Origin of the sequence: Achromobacter sp. ACM05 (assembly GCF_019218915.1) — a bacterium.
Taxonomy (GTDB): Bacteria; Pseudomonadota; Gammaproteobacteria; order Burkholderiales; family Burkholderiaceae_B; genus Achromobacter; species Achromobacter animicus.
The window spans coordinates 297,227-314,036 of sequence record NZ_JAHUWQ010000002.1; the positions used below are offsets into that span (position 1 = coordinate 297,227).

Genomic DNA, 16,810 nt, shown 5'->3' on the forward strand with positions numbered 1-16,810 from the left:
AGACATCCGCTTGACCCTTCAAATAAGCTGATGACGCAATTCCACACCTTGGAGTTACTATAGGGTCAACCCCTAATCATCGGATCGGATCCGGGAGGCAGCGATGCGTATCGGCGAATTGGCCACGGCGGCCGGCACCACGGTCGAAACCGTCAGGTATTACGAAAAAGAGGGGCTGCTGCCCGCCCCGGAGCGCGGGTTGAACAACTACCGCACCTATGGCCAGACGCATCTGGAGCGCCTCCGCCTCATTCGCAACTGCCGCGCGCTGGACATGACGCAGGACGAAATCCGCGCCATCCTGTCCGTGGCCGACAACCATCGCACCGGTTGCGGCCCCATCAACAAGCTGTTCGACGAGCACATCTCGCATGTCGACGAGCGCATCGCCGAACTGATGCAGCTGAAAGCCCAATTGAGCGACTTGCGCCAGCGCTGCGTGTCGGCGCGGCCCGACTCGGACGATTGCGGCATCCTGCACGGGCTGAGCGAAATGCAGGTCGAAGAGCGGCAGGAGCGGCACACCCACCTGGGCTGAGCGCACTGCCCGGATGTCCTTGTTGCAGTCCGGGGGATCAGCGACCGGTCAGACGTCATCGCGTACTATGAGAATCTGTTTCTTTCCCATTTGCGCATCGATCAATGACCGTAAACCAGACCGCCACGCCGCTCCACGCCCTGACCTCGCGCCGCTCCTTCAAGTTCCTGCGGGCGCCGGCGCCCAAACCCGACGAACTCGAACAGATCCTGCAGGCCGCCATGTCTGCGCCCGATCACGGCGCGCTGCGTCCGTGGCGCTATGTCGTGATCCAGGGCGAGGCCATCGGCAAGCTGGCGGACATGGCGCTTGACGCCGTCAAGCGCAGCGGCGACCCGCGCATGACGCCCGAAAAGGAAAAGTCGGTCCGCGAATGGATGGCCAGCGTGCCGCTGTTCATCGCCGTGGCCCAGAAGATTGCCCACGGCAACACCAAGATCCCTGAACAGGAACAACTGCTGGCCGCCGGCTGCTCGGTGATGAACATCCTGAACGCCGTCCACATGCTGGGCTACGCCGCGTTCTGGAGCACCGGCCTGGGCACGTACGTTGAAGACGTGCAGGACGCGCTGGGCCTGGACTCGCTGGATTACCGCTTCCTGGGCTTTTTGGCCATCGGCACGCCCGCGTGCGCGGTGCCGCCCGCCAAGCGTCCGGACTACCGTGAATTCGTCACGGAATGGACCGGCGCCGCCTGAGGAAAACCCTCAGTCCAATGCGGCCCCAAAAGGCCGCGCGGCCCGCTCATCGGCCCTGTCCCCTGTGCTAATCTCGTCAACGGCTTTGCCCAAGTATCCCCGGGCGCAAGCCGTCGACGGCAGCGTCCGAGGTCACACGCCTCTGGCAACGCCTTGGTAGGAAGAAAACGCATGACACGATCAAGCGTGGAGACAATACATGAGCCAATATGGGCCGCTGAAGTTGCACGTCCCCGAGCCGACAGGGCGACCGGGTTGCAAGACAGACTTCTCCTATCTGCATCTTTCGCCACCCGGCGAGGTGCCCAAACCCCCCATTGATGTTGCCGCGGTCGACACCGGTCCACTGGCCTACAGCCTGGTCCGCGTCATCGACGAGCACGGCCGCGCCGTCGGCCCGTGGGCGCCTGAGATCAGCCACGACCAGCTGCGCGCCGGCATGCGGGCAATGCTCAAGACGCGCATCTTCGACGGGCGCATGCTGACCGCGCAGCGCAAGAAGAAGATCTCGTTCTACATGCAGAGCCTGGGCGAAGAGGCCATCGGCACTGCCCACGCCATGGCGCTGGAAAAGGGGGATATGTGCTTTCCCACCTATCGCCAGCAAAGCATTCTTTTGTCGCGCGATGTGTCGCTGGTGACGATGATGTGCCAGCTCATGTCCAACGAGCGCGACCCGCTCAAGGGCCGCCAGCTCCCGGTCATGTATTCCGACCGCGAAAACGGCTTCTTCACGATTTCGGGCAACCTGGCCACGCAGTTCATCCAGGCGGTGGGCTGGGCCATGGCGTCGGCCATCAAGGGCGATACCCGCATTGCCTCGGCCTGGATTGGCGACGGCGCCACCGCCGAAGCCGACTTCCATACCGCGCTGACCTTCGCGCACGTCTACCGCGCGCCTGTCATCCTGAACGTCGTCAACAACCAGTGGGCCATCTCGACCTTCCAGGCGATCGCCGGCGGCGAGGGCGCGACCTTCGCGGGCCGCGGCGTGGGCTGCGGCATTGCGTCGCTGCGGGTGGACGGCAACGATTTCCTGGCGGTCTATTCCGCGTCGATCTGGGCCGCCGAACGCGCGCGCCGCAACCTGGGCCCGACGCTGATCGAGTGGGTCACGTACCGCGCCGGTCCGCACTCCACCTCTGACGACCCCACCAAGTACCGTCCCGGCGACGACTGGAGCCACTTCCCCCTCGGCGACCCGATCGAGCGCTTCAAGAAACACCTCATCCTGTTGGGCATCTGGTCCGACGCCGAGCACGACGCGGTCCGCGCCGAACTCGACGCCGAGATCCTGGCGGCCCAGAAGGAAGCGGAGAGCTACGGCACTTTGGTGGACGGCCACGTCCCCAGCGCCGCCAGCATTTTTGAAGACGTGTACAAGGACATGCCGGAGCATCTGCGCCGGCAGCGCCAGCAGCTCGGAGTCTGACCATGGCAATCGATAACAACGCTGGTCCGGCCTCGGCGCCGATGACCATGATCCAGGCTTTGCGCTCGGCCATGGATGTCATGCTCGAGCGCGACAACAACGTCGTCGTGTTCGGGCAGGACGTGGGCTACTTTGGCGGCGTGTTCCGCTGCACCGAAGGCCTGCAGGCCAAGTACGGCAGCTCGCGCGTGTTCGACACCCCCATCTCCGAAGGCGGCATCGTCGGCGTGGCGGTGGGCATGGGCGCGTACGGGTTGCGGCCCGTGTGCGAGATCCAGTTCGCCGACTACTTCTATCCGGCCTCGGACCAGATCGTGTCTGAAGCCGCGCGCCTGCGCTACCGCTCGGTGGGCGAGTTCATTGCGCCCATGACCATCCGCATGCCTTGCGGCGGCGGCATCTATGGCGGGCAAACGCACAGCCAGAGCCCCGAGGCCATGTTCACGCAGGTCTGCGGGCTGCGCACGGTGATGCCGTCCAATCCTTACGACGCGAAAGGCCTGCTGATCGCCGCCATCGAGAACGACGATCCGGTGATCTTTCTGGAACCCAAGCGCCTCTATAACGGCCCGTTTGACGGTCACCATGACCGCCCGGTTACGCCGTGGACCGGCCGCCCGGGCAGCGTCGTGCCCACCGGCTACTACACCGTGCCGCTGGAATCGGCCGCCATCGTGCGTCCGGGTTCGGAACTGACGGTGCTGACCTACGGCACCACCGTGCACGTGTCGCTGACCGCGGCCGAAGAGACCGGCATCGACGCCGAGGTCATCGACCTGCGCAGCCTCTGGCCCTTGGATCTGGACGCCATCGTCAACTCCGTCAAGAAGACCGGGCGCTGCGTGGTCGTGCACGAAGCCACGCGCACCTGCGGCTTTGGCGCGGAACTGATTTCCCTGGTGCAAGAACACTGCTTCCATCATCTGGAGGCGCCCGTCGAGCGCGTGACCGGTTGGGACACTCCCTATCCGCACGCGCAGGAATGGGCGTACTTCCCCGGCCCGCGCCGGGTCGGCGAAGCGTTCAAACGCGCGATGGAGGCATGACATGGGGATTCATATCATCAAGATGCCCGACATCGGCGAAGGCATCGCAGAGGTCGAGCTGGTGGGCTGGCACGTCAAGGTGGGCGACACCGTCGCCGAGGACCAGCCGCTGGCCGACGTCATGACGGACAAGGCCACGGTCGAGATTCCGTCGCCGGTGGTCGGCAAGGTGATTTCCCTGGGCGGGGATGTTGGCCAGGTGATGGCCGTGGGCGGTGAATTGATCCGGCTCGAAGTCGAAGGCGAAGGCAATGTGAAGGCGGGCGCTGCGGCGGCGCCGGCGGCGCCGGCGGCGAAGGCGGCGGTGTCTGCGGGTGAGGGGATTGCTGCCGACGGGGCGCAGCGGGCTGGTGGGCCGAGTCTGGTGGAGAGCGGCGCTTCGGCGTCTGGCGTAGCGACGTCCGGCGCATCGACGCCCGGCGCATCGACGCCCGCACCTTCCACGCCGGCCAAGTCGTCAACCTCGGCATCCGCATCCGGTCCCGCGCCGGTGTCGGCCAAGTCGCCGGCCGGGCGCCAATCCGGCGGCGCGCCCGCCGCAGTCCGTCAGCCCGGCGAAAAGCCGCTGGCCTCACCCGCCGTGCGCAAGCGCGCGTGGGATCTGGGCGTCGAACTGCGCTACGTGCAAGGCAGCGGCCCGGCCGGCCGCATCCTGCACGAAGACCTGGACGCCTGGCTGCAAGGGCAGGGCTCGGCCAGCAACGCCCGCGCCGGCTCCGCCTACGCCGAACGCAACGACGAAGACGCCGTGCCCGTCATCGGGCTGCGCAGGAAGATCGCGCAGAAGATGGCCGAATCCAAGCGCCGCATCCCGCACTTCAGCTACGTCGAGGAAATCGACGTGACCGAGCTCGAAGACCTGCGCGTGCAGCTCAACGCCAAATGGGGCGAGCAGCGCGGCAAACTGACGCTGCTGCCGCTTCTGGCTCGCGCAATGGTGGTGGCGCTGCGCGATTTTCCGCAGATCAACGCGCGCTACGACGACGAGGCCGGCGTCGTGACGCGCTACGGCGCGGTGCACATCGGCATCGCCACGCAAAGCGACGGCGGCCTGATGGTGCCGGTGATGCGTCATGCCGAGGCGCGCGATCTCTGGTCCATGGCGGCCGAGATCACGCGGCTGGCGCAGGCGGTGCGCAGCGGCTCGGCCGGGCGCGACGAACTGTCCGGCTCGACCATCACCATCACCAGCCTCGGTCCCTTGGGCGGCATCGTCACCACGCCGGTGATCAATCATCCCGAGGTCGGCATCGTGGGCGTGAACCGCATCGTCGAACGCCCGGCCTTCCGCAACGGCGCTGTGGTGGCGCGCAAGCTGATGAACCTGTCGTCGTCCTTCGATCACCGCGTAGTGGACGGCATGGACGCGGCACGCTTCATACAGGCCGTGCGCGCGCTGCTGGAACAACCCGCGCTGCTTTTCGTGGAGTAAGCATGAGCCAGATCACAAAGACAACGACATTGCTGGTGATCGGCGGCGGTCCCGGCGGCTACGTGGCCGCCATCCGCGCCGGGCAACTGGGCGTGCCGACCATCCTGGTCGAGGGCGCGCAATTGGGCGGCACGTGCCTGAACATCGGCTGCATCCCGTCCAAGGCGCTTATCCACGCAGCCGAGGAATTCGACAAGGCGCGTCACTACGCCGGCGAATCGGCGCTGGGCATCGCGGTCGACGCGCCGCGTATCGACATCGCCAAGACCGTGGCCTGGAAAGACGGCATCGTCGGCAAGCTGACGGGCGGCGTCGGCGCGCTGCTCAAGAAGAACGGCGTGGAAGTCGTGCGCGGCTGGGCCACGCTGCTGGATGGCAAGACGGCCGAAGTCGAAACGCCTGATGCGGGCCGCTTCCGCATCCAGTGCGAACACCTGCTGCTGGCGGCGGGATCCGAACCCACGCCGCTGCCGTCCATGCCATTCGGCGGAATGGTGGTGTCATCCACCGAGGCCCTGTCGCCCACCAGCATCCCGAAGCAACTGGTCGTGGTGGGCGGCGGCTATATTGGGCTGGAACTCGGCACCGTGTACCGCAAGCTGGGCGCAGAAGTCGCCGTCGTCGAGGCGCAGGACCGCATCCTGCCGACCTACGACGCCGAACTCACCAAGCCTGTCGCGGCCGCGCTGGGCAAGATGGGCGTGGCGCTGCATCTGGGTCGCAAGGTGCTGGGACTGAACGGCAAGGGCGACGCGGTGCGCGTGCAGGACGCCAGCGGCGCCGAAACGCTGCTGCCCGCCGACCGCGTGCTGATCTCGGTGGGACGCCGCCCGCGCACGCAAGGCTGGGGACTGGAAAGCCTGCAGCTCGATCGCAAAGGCAACGCGTTGCGCATCGACGACCAGTGCCGCACGTCGATGCGAGATGTCTGGGCCATTGGCGACATCGCAGGCGAGCCCATGCTGGCGCACCGCGCGATGGCGCAGGGCGAGATGGTGGCCGAACTGGTGGCGGGCAAGCGCCGCCACTTCCAGCCGGCGTCCATTCCTGCCGTGTGCTTCACGGACCCCGAGGTCGTGGTCGCAGGCCTGTCGCCGCAGGACGCCGAAAGCGCAGGGCTGGATTGCGTGACGGCGGCATTCCCCTTTGCCGCCAACGGCCGTGCCATGACGCTGGAATCCACCGACGGCTTCGTGCGCGTGGTGGCCCGGCGCGACAACCATCTGATCGTGGGGTGGCAGGCGGTGGGGCGCGCGGTGTCGGAGCTGTCGACGGCGTTCGGGCAGTCGCTGGAAATGGGCGCGACGCTGGAAGACGTGGCGGGCACGATCCACGCGCATCCCACGTTGGGCGAGGCAGTGCAGGAGGCCGCGCTCAAGGCGCTGGGGCACGCGTTGCATATCTGAAGGCGGGACCCGGCGCGGATGCAATGTCCGCGCCGGGTCTCTGTTGCTTTGCCGGTTCTACCGCGCCGATGTGCTGCGCCCGATGCAACATGCGCGATCCGGCCGGCCTTTGGCGACGCGGTTCATGCAGTCCGGGCTGGGCAAGCCGCCTACCGCCCCGCGCGATTGCTGTCAGCGGCTTCCGTCGATGTACGGCCGCGCCTGCAGGATCAGGATCTCGTCGCCTTGGACGGCCCATTCGATGTCCTGGTCCGCATTTCCCAGCCGCTTCTTCACCTGCCGTCCCACGGCGGCCAGGCGCGCGACCAGCGCGTCATTGAGCACCTGCCGGCCGCCCTCGATGGGCACTTCGCGCACGCCGCCGCCCGCGGCGGCCACGAGCTCCGTGTCCTCGGCCGACCGGCTCAACACCTGCACCGCCTTGGACCAGCTTGAATACATGACCTGCTCAGCCTGGCGCTTGCCTTCCACCACCTTGATGCCCAGCCCGCGCTTGGCGGACAAATACGTGACATGGCGGCGCGAGGCGTCGAAGGGATCGCGCGTGATCATGACGCCCGAACTGTCCGATGCCGCGGCCAGTTGCACCAGCACGGCCATGACCACCGCGTCCTGGTTGAAGCCCGCGGCGCGGCGCGCTTCGTAGGCCTCGAAGTTGTAGACCGACGCCCACACTGTCTGCACGGCCCGGGCCAGCGCGTCGGCCTGCGTGACGTTCGGCACAGTGGTGTACAAGCCCGCGCCGCTGAAGCCGGGCAGGTCTTCGGAATTGGACGAGCTGCGCACAAAGACGCCGCGGCCGCCCAGCTGTTTTTTCCAGCGGGCGAGCCAGTCGGCCGACAGGGCGTCGGGCGGTGCGTCGGCGATGTCCTGGCGCAGCTTGGCCAGTTCGGCGCGCCGCACATTGGCGTCGGACGCGAAGTCGGCCCGTTGTTCCAGCGCCGCCAAGCGGGCAGGCACGCCCAGCTTGTGCATGAACGCCGCGTACTGGGCAAATGGAATGCAAAAACCGTCCGGCACGCTGGCCGCGGGCGGCAGCACGGCCTTCAACGCGCCCAGGTTCGCCGCCTTGACGCCGCAGTAGCGGCTGTCGCGCGTGGTCATGCCGGACAGCGGCTTGGCGGCGGGCACCGACAGATCGGGTTTGGGCAGCGGCGTGGCGGCTTTTGCGGGCGTCGTTGCCGCTTGGTTGGCATTGACCGCAGGCTGTGCAATGCGTTGCACCCGATAGCCGTTGCTTTCGACAATCAGCTCGACCCACTGGCCGTCATGCTCGCGCAACGCCGCCACGGCGTCCCGCACATAGGCATTGGGAATGCGCCAGCCCTTGGCCAGCAGGTTCACGTGCGAGAGCAGGGTGGACGGGCGCTGTGTGAGCAGTCCGGCCACGGGCGTCAGCGCGACGGGCACCTCGTCCAGCACCACGATGTCGGTGGGCGACAGGTCAGGCGTCTCGTCCACGGATTTGACGATGCGCAGCCGGCCCTGAGCGCGCCCCGTATTCAGCGGCAGGAAGGTCTGCTCGCGCAGCAGCGCCTCTTGCGTGACAACATCCATCCCGGCGCGCTGCGCCGTCTGCTCCTGCAAGGTGGAGTTGCTCTTGAAACGCAGCGGTTCGTAGAACGTGGCCGCCAGCCGCTGCGCGGTCAGGGTCAGCAGTTCCGGCGTCAGCAGATCGCCTTCCCAGAATTCAAACGTGTAGCCCGGCAGGCCGTTCTGCCAGCTCAGCGTGCCGAACAGCAGACGCCGGTTCGGATCCTTGTACTGCGCGATCAGCTTGGCCTTGTCGCCCGACAGCAGACGCCGCTCGCGCGCAAAGGTTTCGTGCAGGCCGTAGCGGGGCGTGTGCAGGTAGTAGATGCGGTCCTTGCGCTGGCGGTCGATCACGAACAGCACATGCGGAATTTCGAGCGGCGTGCCGGCGTTGTAGACCCGCGCCAGTTGATCGAATTCGCCCCGGGTCTGGATCTTCTCCAGAAACCGCGGGCCGCCCCATCGCGCGTCCTCCGCCTTGCGCGCCTCGACCTCGTCGGGGCGAAGGGGGCGGCCGTTTTCGTAGGGGGAGGGTTTGCGGGCGGTTTGGGCGTGGGCTGCATCAATGGCCGCGATTCCGAGCACGCAGACCGCAGTCAGGACGATCCGGGTTACGCGGGAATGCCGGAAGTGCTTCGATGGCGCACTCAAGGTGGACATGGGGGGATGGTGGAGCTACGGGAAGCCGCAATCATATCCAACGTTATTGGGGACGCGCCATCTTGGTGCCACGTCCCACGAGTTTGGGCTCGACGTAAGTTCGTCTGGTTTCGCATGGGACGGCGCGGTGCCGTGTGGTGGGCGGCATATCCTCAGGGCGGGAGGAGCCAGCGATATGAAAACAACATTAATGTTGTTGTATAAAACATTTGTGTTGTAATCTACTCCGCGTCGCTGCATTCGAAATCATGAAGTACAGCGAATTCAAAAGGTGGCTAGAAAAGCAGGGCGCCATCTTCGTGCCGCATCGCGCAGGCAGTAGCCATTACCGAGTGACGCTGAATGGCGTGAGCACCATTTTTCCATTTCATGGCGCCAAGGAAATGGGAAAGAACCTTGAAAACCAAATCATGAAGCAACTGGGCTTGAAGTGAGGCTGCCATGCTGACCTATCCCTACACGTTGACTCCCGATACGAACGGCACCTTTCTGGTGCTGTTTCCGGATTTTCCGGAAGCGACGAGCGTCGGCGAGGATGAGCAAGATGCGCAGGTGAACGCGCTGGAAGCGCTTGAGGCGGCATTGGAGATCTATTTCGATGAACGTCGCTTGATCCCGATGCCGTCGGAGAAAACGTCATCGCCGTATGCGGTCACCTTGCCGGCGGTCGTTACCAGCAAGGTGTTTCTGTCGAATGAAATGATTCGCCAAGGCGTGCGCAAAGCCGAGATGGCTCGCAGGCTTGGCGTTCATACGCCGCAAGTGGATCGATTGCTGAATCTGCGGCACGGGTCGCGGATCGAACAGGTCGAGGCGGCGCTTGGTCAGTTGGGCCGAAGGCTGGACGTGTCCATGGTCTAGCTGACTCGGCGGGTTGGAACCTGAACATCGCCGCTTTGAGTCACGGCATCGGTCGGCGCTGAATGCAACAAGGCCCCCAATGGGGGCCTTGTAGTCAAACCATCACCCGCAGCGGCAATCAGCCTTCCGCCGTTTCCGCCAGAACGCGCTGGGCTTCTTCAGCCACGCGCTCCGGAGCGGTGCCGCCCACATGCTTGCGCGCGGCAACCGAACCTTCCAGCGTCAGCACCTGATGCACGTCTTCGGTGATGCTGGGGTGGTAGGCCGTGAGTTCGGCGGTGGACAGGTCGGCCAGATCGCAGCCGCGCTGTTCGCAATCGCGCACGGCGTGGGCCACGACCTCGTGGGCGTCGCGGAAAGGCACGCCGCGCTTGACCAGGTAGTCGGCCAGATCGGTGGCGGTGGCAAAGCCTTGCAGCGCAGCGGCCCGCATGTTGTCGGCCTTGACCTTGATGCCGCCGGCCATGTCCGCGAAGATCGTCAGCGTGTCGCGCAGCGTGTCGGCGGTGTCGAACAGGCCTTCCTTGTCTTCCTGGTTGTCCTTGTTGTAGGCCAGGGGCTGGCCCTTCATCAGGGTCAGCAGGGCGACCAGATTGCCGTTGACGCGGCCGGTCTTGCCGCGGGCAAGTTCAGGCACGTCGGGGTTCTTTTTCTGCGGCATGATCGAGCTGCCGGTGCAGAAGCGGTCGGCCAGGTCGATGAAGCCCACGCGCGGGCTCATCCAGAGCACCAGCTCTTCGGACAGGCGCGAGACGTGCGTCATGATCAGCGCGCCGGCGGCGCAGAATTCGATGGCGAAGTCGCGGTCGGAGACGGCGTCCAGCGAATTGCGGCACACGCCTTCAAAACCCAGGGTCTTGGCGACGCGTTCGCGGTCGATGGGGAACGACGTGCCGGCCAGGGCGGCGGCGCCCAGCGGCAGGCGGTTCACGCGGCGGCGGCAATCGGCCAGGCGCTCGGCGTCACGGCCGAACATTTCGGCGTACGCCAGCAGGTGATGGCCGAAGGTGACGGGCTGGGCCACTTGCAGGTGCGTGAAGCCCGGCATGATGGTGCCGGCGTTTTCCAGCGCGACCGTGGCCAGCGCGTGGCGCAGCTGGCGCAGCAGGACCTGCAGCGTGTCGATTTCGTCACGGAGCCACAGACGGATGTCGGTGGCGACCTGGTCGTTGCGCGAACGGCCGGTGTGCAGGCGCTTGCCCGCATCGCCCACCAGTTCCACCAGGCGCTTTTCGATGTTCAGATGGACGTCTTCCAGGTCGAGCAGCCAGTGGAACGAGCCGGCGTCGATTTCGGACAGGATCTGGGTCATGCCGCGCTGGATGTCGGCCAGATCCTGGGCGCCGATGATGCCCTGGGCGGCCAGCATGTCCGCGTGCGCGAGCGAGCCCTGAATGTCGTGGCGCGCCAGGCGCTTGTCGAAATCCACGGACGCCGTGTAGCGTTTGACGAGTTCGGAAACCGGCTCGGAGAACCGGGCGGACCAGGCCTGCGCCTTGTTGGCGAACTGGTTTTGATCGGGGGAGGGAGTCTTTGCCATGATGGCCGGGATTATAGGGCCTCGCGCCGCGCCGGGTAATGCCGGGGCCGGATATGCGGGGCCGGAACCCGCGGACAGGACGAGTTGTCGGATAATCCCCGGTTAGTTTCAAGACCTGAAAAGCGAGTACGGATCCATGCCCCTGGAATGGGAAGAGCTAGTCACCCAACTTGATACCCACATGCCGCGGGAGATCTGGGCGCAGACGCTGATCGGGATCGGCGTGCTTATCCTGACCGCGTTGTTCGTGCAGTGGGTCGTCGCCCGCGTCGTCCTCTTGCTGGCCCACCGGCTGCTGGTCGCCAGCGGCCGCGTCGACTGGGACAAGGCGCTGCAGCGCCGCCGGGCGTATCAGAACCTTTGGTACGCCGTGCCGTTTGCAGTGGTGTCCGTGGGCATCGACCTGGTGCCCCATGCCGAACGGGCGGTCAGCATCGTCGGCCGGCTGGCGCACGCGGGCGCCTGGATCTGCGTGTTCATTGCGTTTTCGGGCGTGCTGAGCGCCTGGCAGGACACCTATTCGGCCACGACCCGCGCGCAGACCCGCTCCATCAAGGGCTACATCCAGATTGGCAAGCTGATTCTTGCGGCGGTATGCACCGTTCTGGTGCTTTCCATCCTGATCGACCGGTCGCCGTTGTGGATGATCTCGGGCCTGGGCGCGCTGTCCGCGGTGCTGCTGCTGGTGTTCAAGGACACGCTGCTGTCGCTGGTGGCCAGCACGCAGCTCACCAGCAACGACATGCTGCGCATCGGCGACTGGATCGAGATGCCGCAATGCAACGCCGACGGCTTCGTCAAGGACATCGCCCTGCATACCGTCAAGGTGCAGAACTGGGACAACACCGTCACCACGGTGCCGACCTACAAGCTGTTCTCGGAAAGCTACCGCAACTACCGGCATATGTTCGAATCGGGCGGCCGGCGCATCAAGCGCACCATCCGCATCGACGCCGCCAGCGTGCGATTCCTGGCCGACGACGAGCCGCAGCGCCTGATGAAGTTCCGGTTGCTGCACGACTACCTGCAGACCAAGACCCAGGACATCGTCCAGGCCAACCAGACGCTGGGTGAACTGGCCAGCGTGCCGGCCAACCGGCGCCGGCTGACCAACATCGGCACGCTGCGCGCCTACGCGCTGGCTTACCTGAAGCAGAATCCCGAGATCCGCCAGGACATGGCGATGATGGTGCGCATGATGGAGCCCACGTCCGAGGGCATTCCGGTAGAGGTCTATTGCTTTACCGCCGTGACGGCCTGGGTCGAATACGAACGCATCCAGGGCGACGTCTTCGACCATCTCCTGGCGATCCTGCCGGAACTGGGCCTGCGCCTGTACCAGCAGCCGTCCGGCGCGGACATCGGCGCGATGGGCAGTTACCTGCGCGATAGCGCCATCCAGGCGGCGCTGTCCGCCGAGCGCGACCGGCAGGGGCCTGTCGTGGACGGCGACGCGGCCCTGCCGTTCGAGCGGGGGCTGAGGGACGGCAAGATGCCGCGCTAGGGACAAGGGTGCGAAGGCACGCCGCCGCCAGAGGGCCGTGAGATAATCCGGCGGTTGTTTCCAGGGCCTACGAACTCCAGGGCCCCAGGCAAAACCCCCAGCGAAACTCCAGGCGAAATCCCCGATGTCGAACCCGTTCTTCAACCTGTATTCCCACGGCTTCGCCCGGGTCGCGGTCGGCGTGCCCGAGTGCCGGGTCGCCGATCCCGCCTTCAATGCCGCGCAGACCATCGCGCTGGCGCAGCAGGCCGCCCAGGGCGGCGCGGTGCTGGCGGCGTTTCCCGAACTGGGCCTGTCGGCCTACACCTGCGACGACCTCTTTCACCAGAAGGCCCTGCTGGACGCCTGCGAAGCCGCGCTGGCGCAAGTGGTCGAAGCCACGGCCGATCTGGATATCGCCATCGTCGTCGGCGCGCCGTTGCGGGTTGCCCACCAGTTGTTCAACTGCGCCGTGGTGGCGGCCGGCGGACGCATTCTCGGGGTGGTGCCCAAGACCTATCTGCCCAATTACGGCGAGTTCTACGAAGCCCGCCAGTTCAGCGCCGCCGATTGCGCCATCGACGCGCAGATCGACCTGCTGGGCCAGACGGTCCCTTTTGGGGCCGAACTGCTGTTCCAGTTGGAAAAGCTGCCGCTGTTCCAGTTTCACGTCGAAATCTGCGAAGACGTCTGGGTGCCGATTCCCCCGTCGTCGTTTGCCGCGCTGGCCGGCGCCACGGTGCTGGTCAACCTGTCGGCCTCCAACATCGTCGTCGGCAAGTCCGCATACCGCCACCAGTTGGTGTCGCAGCAGTCGGCGCGCTGCCTGTCGGCCTATATGTACACGTCGGCCGGGCGGGGCGAATCCTCGACGGATCTGGCGTGGGACGGCCAGGCGCTCATCTATGAAAACGGCGAACTGCTGGCCGAATCCGAACGCTTCCTGAACCATTCCCATCTGCTGTTCTCGGACGTCGACCTGGAACGCCTGTCGCGCGAACGCATGCGCCAGAGCACCTTCGGCCAGTCGGTGCGACGCCATCAGGACGAGGTGCGCAAGTTCCGCCGCGTGGCGGTGCCGGTGAATCCGCCGCTGGAAGACACCGAACTGCCGCTCGAACGCCGCGTGGCGCGCTTCCCCTACGTGCCGGCCGACCCCCAGCGCCGCGACGCGCGCTGCCAGGAGGTCTACAACATCCAGGTGCAGGCGCTGGCGCAGCGGCTGTCCGCCAGCGGCATGAAGAAGGTGGTCATCGGCATTTCGGGCGGACTGGATTCCACGCACGCGCTGCTGGTCTGCGCCAAGGCGATGGACGCGCTGGACCTGCCGCGCTCAAACATCCTGGCCGTCACGATGCCGGGCTTTGCCACCAGCACCCGCACGCTGCAACAGGCGCGCCGCCTGATGGCGGTGGTGGGCTGCACGGCGTCCGAAATCGATATCCGCCCCAGCTGCCTGCAGATGCTCAAGGACCTGGGCCATCCCTATGCCAACGGCGAACCGGTCTACGACATCACGTTCGAAAACGTGCAGGCGGGCGAGCGCACCAACCACCTGTTCCGCCTGGCCAACTTCAGCAACGCCATCGTTATTGGCACCGGCGATCTCAGCGAGCTTGCCCTGGGTTGGTGCACGTACGGCGTGGGCGATCACATGTCGCACTACAGCGTGAACGCCAGCGTGCCCAAGACGCTGATCACGCACCTGGTGCGCTGGGTCGCCGAATCGGGTCGTCTGGGCGACGACGGCGCGCAGGTGCTGCTGGACGTGCTGGGCACGGACGTCAGCCCCGAGCTGGTGCCGGGGGGCGCGGATGACAAGCCCGAGCAAAAGAGCGAAGCGTCCATCGGTCCTTATGAATTGCAGGATTTCAACCTGTACTACACGCTGCGCTACGGCTTTGCGCCGACCAAGGTCGCGTTCCTGTCGTGGACGGCCTGGCGCGACCGCGATGCCGGCGCCTGGCCCGAAGCCGGGCACGTCGCCCGCAACCAGTACGATCTGGCCGCCATCAAGCGCAACCTGAAGATCTTCCTGGACAAATTCTTCCGGACCAGCCAGTTCAAGCGCACCTGCATCCCGAACGCGCCGAAGGTGGGTTCCGGCGGTTCGCTGTCGCCGCGGGGCGACTGGCGCGCGCCCAGCGACTCGGAATCGGTGGTCTGGATGCGCGAGGCCGACACCATTCCCGACGAGACGCCCAAGGGCTGACGGCGTCGCCGCGCACCAAGTTGGGGCGGCGGCAAGCGGGGCGCGCTGCGGGGCAGGGCCAGCGCGCGTTTCCCCGGAGCCGCAGCCGCGCCTGCCCGGTGTTATTCTCTTAACCATTGCGCCCGGCGCCCGCCCGACAAGACGATCGGCAGCGCGGCAGGGCGACGCAACACATCAAAAACCCAGGACGACCAACGTGAAACAAGTCACCGCCATCATCAAACCCTTCAAGCTCGACGAAGTCCGCGAGGCGCTGGCGGAAGTCGGCGTCAGCGGGCTGACCGTCACCGAAGTCAAGGGTTTCGGCCGCCAGAAGGGCCACACCGAACTCTATCGCGGCGCCGAATACGTGGTCGACTTCCTGCCCAAGATCCGCGTTGAAGTCGTCCTCCCGGACGACCAGGTCGAAGCCGCCATCGAAGCCGTCGTCAAGGCCGCGCGCACCGGCAAGATCGGCGACGGCAAAATCTTCGTGACCCCGGTGGAGCAGGCCATCCGCATCCGCACCGGCGAGAGCGACGAAGAGGCGCTCTGATTCCTGTATTTCGCGGGCCGCGCCATGGTGCGGCCCGTATCCATTCGGGTCGCATCGATTTGACCCGTACCCCTGCCGCCGGTACTTCCGCGGCCCGCATCCCTACCTGATCAACTGGTTCATCTCCAGGATCGGCATCATCACCGCCAGCACGATCAGCAGGACAAATCCCCCCATCAGCAATATCAGCGCCGGCTCCAACAGCGCCGTCATCGCCATCGCGCGCCGTTCCAGGTCGCGCGACAGGTTCTGCGCGCCCCGGTCCAACAGCTCGGGCAGGCGGCCGGTCTTTTCGCCGCTGGCGATCAGGTGCACCAGCAGCGACGGAAAGACCTTCTGCGCGCCGAGCGATGACGACAGCGCCGCGCCTTCGCGCACCCGCGCGGCGGCTTCGTCCACCGCCAGGCGCAGCACATCGTTGCTGAGCGTGCGGCGCGCCGCCTCCAACGCGGTCAGCAGGGCCACGCCGCTGCCCGACAGGATGGCAAGCGTGGACGCGAAGCGCGCGGCATTCACCCCCAGCACGAATCGACCGGCCAGCGGCAGTCGCAACACGCGCGCATGCCAGGCCCGCCGCGCGGCCGGCGCGCGCAGCGTGTAGCGCCACAACGCGATGACCGCGACGATGGCGATGCCGGTCACCGCGCCCCATTTGCGCACATAGTCCGACAGGCCCAGCATCACGCGCGTCAGCATCGGCAGTTCCTGCTTGGCCTGGCTGAAGGCCGACACCACCTGCGGCACCACATAGCCCAGCAGGAAGATGACGATGACCACCGACACGCTGGCCACCACCGCCGGGTAGATGAACGCCGTCATGACCTTGCTGCGCAGGGTGTTGCGTTCCTCGATGTAGTCGGCCAGCTTTTCCATCACCTGCGCCAGATCGCCCGATTCTTCGCCCGCGCCGATCAGCGCGCGGTAGATCTCGGGAAAGTCGCGCGGCCGCGAGGCCAACGCGGCCGACAGGCGATGGCCGGCGCGCACGTCGTCGCGCACGCCGCCCAGCGTGGCGGCGATGTGCTTTTTTTCGGCCTGTTCGAGCGTGGCGCTGAGCGCCGCATCCAGCGGCAGCCGCGCGGCCAGCAGGCTGGCGAGCTGGCGCGTCAGCCACGCAAGGTCGGCGTCCGACAGGCGCGTGCGCAGCGCCGCGCCCATGCCTTCGGCGCGCGCCGCCAGCGCGGTCGACAGCGGCAACAGACCACGCCCGCGCAACTGGTTGCGGGCGCCGCGCTCGGAGTCGGCGTCGATCGTGCCGCGCACGATTTTGCCGAGCGCGTCGGTGGCTTCATAGCGAAAGGAAGGCATGACTGTAATAAAGCGGAAGCACCTGCCGAATTCGCCAAGAGCCCCGAATTTAAAGGGTTTCCAGCCCGTTACCTTGCCTTGGAAATATGACCGTAGTGTTGCAGTCACACCCCGTATACTCCGACG

Annotated in this window: 14 protein-coding genes; 11 read left to right on the forward strand and 3 right to left on the reverse strand. The window is 66.1% G+C overall.

All coding sequences use genetic code 11. The features are described from left to right. Window positions 1-103 precede the first annotated feature (103 nt). The 6 genes from cadR to lpdA all read left to right on the forward strand — a co-directional run bounded on the left by cadR (window position 104) and on the right by lpdA (window position 6,552). Window positions 104-538: a Cd(II)/Pb(II)-responsive transcriptional regulator gene (gene cadR / locus KW836_RS12270; protein ID WP_175126100.1), complete on the forward strand. Its 435-nt coding sequence runs from the start codon at window positions 104-106 to the stop codon at window positions 536-538. A 104-nt stretch (window positions 539-642) separates the two neighbouring features. Beyond that, on the forward strand, window positions 643-1,236 hold the full coding sequence (locus KW836_RS12275; protein WP_218343481.1) for a nitroreductase: 594 nt from the start codon (window positions 643-645) through the stop codon (window positions 1,234-1,236). A gap of 199 nt (window positions 1,237-1,435) precedes the next feature. Continuing rightward, complete coding sequence (locus KW836_RS12280) at window positions 1,436-2,668, forward strand: 3-methyl-2-oxobutanoate dehydrogenase (2-methylpropanoyl-transferring) subunit alpha (protein WP_175126102.1); 1,233 nt, start codon at window positions 1,436-1,438, stop codon at window positions 2,666-2,668. Between the two features lie 2 nt (window positions 2,669-2,670). Beyond that, window positions 2,671-3,714, forward strand: a complete 1,044-nt coding sequence (locus KW836_RS12285; protein ID WP_175126103.1) for an alpha-ketoacid dehydrogenase subunit beta — start codon at window positions 2,671-2,673, stop codon at window positions 3,712-3,714. A gap of 1 nt (window position 3,715) precedes the next feature. Beyond that, window positions 3,716-5,146, forward strand: coding sequence for a dihydrolipoamide acetyltransferase family protein (locus KW836_RS12290; RefSeq protein ID WP_218343482.1), 1,431 nt, complete (start codon window positions 3,716-3,718; stop codon window positions 5,144-5,146). Window positions 5,147-5,148: 2 nt separating this feature from the next. Further along, entirely contained in the window at window positions 5,149-6,552 is a 1,404-nt protein-coding gene (lpdA, locus tag KW836_RS12295; protein WP_175138924.1) for a dihydrolipoyl dehydrogenase, read from the forward strand. A gap of 171 nt (window positions 6,553-6,723) precedes the next feature. Here lpdA and KW836_RS12300 read toward each other — a convergent pair whose 3' ends face one another. Then, a complete protein-coding gene (locus KW836_RS12300; protein WP_218343483.1) occupies window positions 6,724-8,745 on the reverse strand; it encodes a PEP/pyruvate-binding domain-containing protein in 2,022 nt (673 codons plus the stop codon). A gap of 248 nt (window positions 8,746-8,993) precedes the next feature. Here KW836_RS12300 and KW836_RS12305 point away from each other — a divergent pair, with 248 nt between their 5' ends. Both KW836_RS12305 and KW836_RS12310 read left to right on the forward strand, forming a co-directional pair. After that, complete coding sequence (locus KW836_RS12305) at window positions 8,994-9,179, forward strand: type II toxin-antitoxin system HicA family toxin (protein ID WP_218343484.1); 186 nt, start codon at window positions 8,994-8,996, stop codon at window positions 9,177-9,179. A 7-nt stretch (window positions 9,180-9,186) separates the two neighbouring features. Continuing rightward, window positions 9,187-9,606 carry a type II toxin-antitoxin system HicB family antitoxin gene (locus KW836_RS12310; RefSeq protein ID WP_218343485.1) on the forward strand — a complete coding sequence of 140 codons (420 nt, stop codon included), beginning with the start codon at window positions 9,187-9,189 and terminating at the stop codon, window positions 9,604-9,606. Between the two features lie 118 nt (window positions 9,607-9,724). Here KW836_RS12310 and argH read toward each other — a convergent pair whose 3' ends face one another. Then, entirely contained in the window at window positions 9,725-11,146 is a 1,422-nt protein-coding gene (gene argH / locus KW836_RS12315; protein WP_218343486.1) for an argininosuccinate lyase, read from the reverse strand. 136 nt (window positions 11,147-11,282) lie between these two features. Between argH and KW836_RS12320 the strand changes: the two genes are divergently transcribed. The 3 genes from KW836_RS12320 to KW836_RS12330 all read left to right on the forward strand — a co-directional run bounded on the left by KW836_RS12320 (window position 11,283) and on the right by KW836_RS12330 (window position 15,376). Further along, on the forward strand, window positions 11,283-12,650 hold the full coding sequence (locus KW836_RS12320) for a mechanosensitive ion channel family protein (RefSeq protein ID WP_218343487.1): 1,368 nt from the start codon (window positions 11,283-11,285) through the stop codon (window positions 12,648-12,650). A 124-nt stretch (window positions 12,651-12,774) separates the two neighbouring features. Further along, window positions 12,775-14,841 (forward strand): NAD(+) synthase, encoded by a 2,067-nt coding sequence (locus KW836_RS12325; protein WP_218343488.1) that lies wholly within the window; start codon window positions 12,775-12,777, stop codon window positions 14,839-14,841. Window positions 14,842-15,037: 196 nt separating this feature from the next. Next, on the forward strand, window positions 15,038-15,376 hold the full coding sequence (locus tag KW836_RS12330) for a P-II family nitrogen regulator (protein WP_006386376.1): 339 nt from the start codon (window positions 15,038-15,040) through the stop codon (window positions 15,374-15,376). Window positions 15,377-15,478: 102 nt separating this feature from the next. Here KW836_RS12330 and gspF read toward each other — a convergent pair whose 3' ends face one another. Then, complete coding sequence (gene gspF / locus KW836_RS12335; RefSeq protein ID WP_218343489.1) at window positions 15,479-16,684, reverse strand: type II secretion system inner membrane protein GspF; 1,206 nt, start codon at window positions 16,682-16,684, stop codon at window positions 15,479-15,481. Between the last annotated feature and the right edge of the window lie 126 nt (window positions 16,685-16,810).